At 62.0% G+C, this 1,639-nt stretch carries 1 protein-coding gene; it reads left to right on the top strand.

Going from position 1 to position 1,639, the window contains the following annotated elements; all coding sequences use genetic code 11:
- The first annotated feature begins 261 nt into the window (after nt 1–261).
- On the top strand, nt 262–1,593 hold the full coding sequence (locus tag AC6LJ2_RS29975) for an IS110 family RNA-guided transposase (protein ID WP_498152752.1): 1,332 nt from the start codon (nt 262–264) through the stop codon (nt 1,591–1,593).
- The last annotated feature ends 46 nt before the right edge of the window (nt 1,594–1,639 follow it).

Below are 1,639 nucleotides of genomic sequence, written 5' to 3' on the forward strand. Positions count from 1 at the left end.
GAAGCCCAATAGTCGTCATGCACGACACCCGTGACGAAGAAACTTTCTCCGTGGCATCGGCTGTGGCAAGGTGGAATGCCGCCAGGTAAAGACCGACCTTCCAGTGGTGCGTGTTAGCGCACGCCCGTTCTGAAGCATGGCCCCGGGTGACGTCACCGACATTGGTGAGCACACGCATAGCGCGTGCATCCCGTTTGAGAGAGTGAGTACAACGACGTACCCATGCCTGGCGGCATTCCGTTTGTGATCATGGAGCAAGCCATGTCCCTGCGCAAGTCTGTTGCACCCTTAACCCTGGCCCACCCCGATGCCGCAGGCATCGACATCGGCTCGGCCAGTCACTTTGTCGCCGTGCCTGCCGACCGCGATGAGCAGCCCGTTCGTGAGTTCAAGAGCTTTACTGCCGATATCTATCGCCTGGCGCAGTGGCTCAAGGACTGCGGCATTACCGCGGTCGCCATGGAGTCCACCGGCGTCTACTGGATCCCCTTGTACGAGTTGCTCGACAGCCAGGGCTTTACTGTCTATCTGGTCAACGCCCGGCACGTCAAGAACGTCTCTGGCCGCAAGTCCGACGTCCTGGACTGCCAGTGGTTGCAACAGCTCATGAGCTACGGCCTGCTGGCCAGCGCCTTCCGGCCTTCGGACCAGATCTGCGTCTTGCGCGAGTTCTCGCGCCAACGCCAGATGCTGCTGGCCTCACAGGTGCGCCACGTGCAGCACATGCAGAAGGCGCTCACGCAGATGAACATCCAGTTGACCCAAGTGCTCTCGGACGTCGTCGGGGTCACCGGCCAGGCCATCATCCGCGCCATCGTGGCCGGCGAGCGTGATCCCCACGTCCTGGCCCGCCTTAAAAAGCGCCAGGTCAAGGCCAGCGAAGACGATATCGCCGCAGCCCTGCAAGGGACCTGGCGCCATGAGCACCTGTTCGCGCTACGCCAGGCGCTTGCCCTGTACGACGCGTATCAGAGCCAGCTCGATGAGTGCGATCAGCTCATCCAGACTGAGCTGCATAAGCTACAGCGCCATGACGGCGACCCAGGCAAGTCCCAGCGTCGCTGGCCCAAGAAGGCCATGGCCTTCGACCTGCGCACGCACCTGTTCGCCATGTGCGGCGTGGACCTGACCCGCATCAATGGGGTCGATGAAATGACCGCCTTCAAAGTCCTGGCCGAGGTCGGGCCTGATATGACCCGCTTCCCCACATCCAAGCACTTCGCCTCTTGGCTCGGGTTGTGCCCGGGGACACGGATCTCCGGGGGCAAGGTCCTGAGCAGCGCCACCAAGCGCTCGCCAAACCGCGCCGCCCAAGCCCTGCGCCTGGCCGCCGCTGCGTTGCGAACAAGCCAGTCGGCCTTGGGTGCCTATTACCGACGGCTGTGCGCACGCCTGGACAAGCCTCGCGCCATCACCGCTGCGGCCCACAAGTTGGCTCGTCTGATCTACGCCATGCTCACCAAAGGCACCGAATATGTCGACCAGGGAGAGCTGTATTACGAGGAACGCTACAAGCAGCGCGTCATGCATCACTTGACCAAGCGCGCCCAGGCGATGGGCTATAGCCTCACGCCACTTCCAGAGACTCCGTGAAAAAACCCCAAACAAATCAGCAGCTTGACGGGAGTTTCTTGAGAGG

The sequence above is a fragment of the Achromobacter sp. 1014246743 genome (assembly GCF_059760725.1).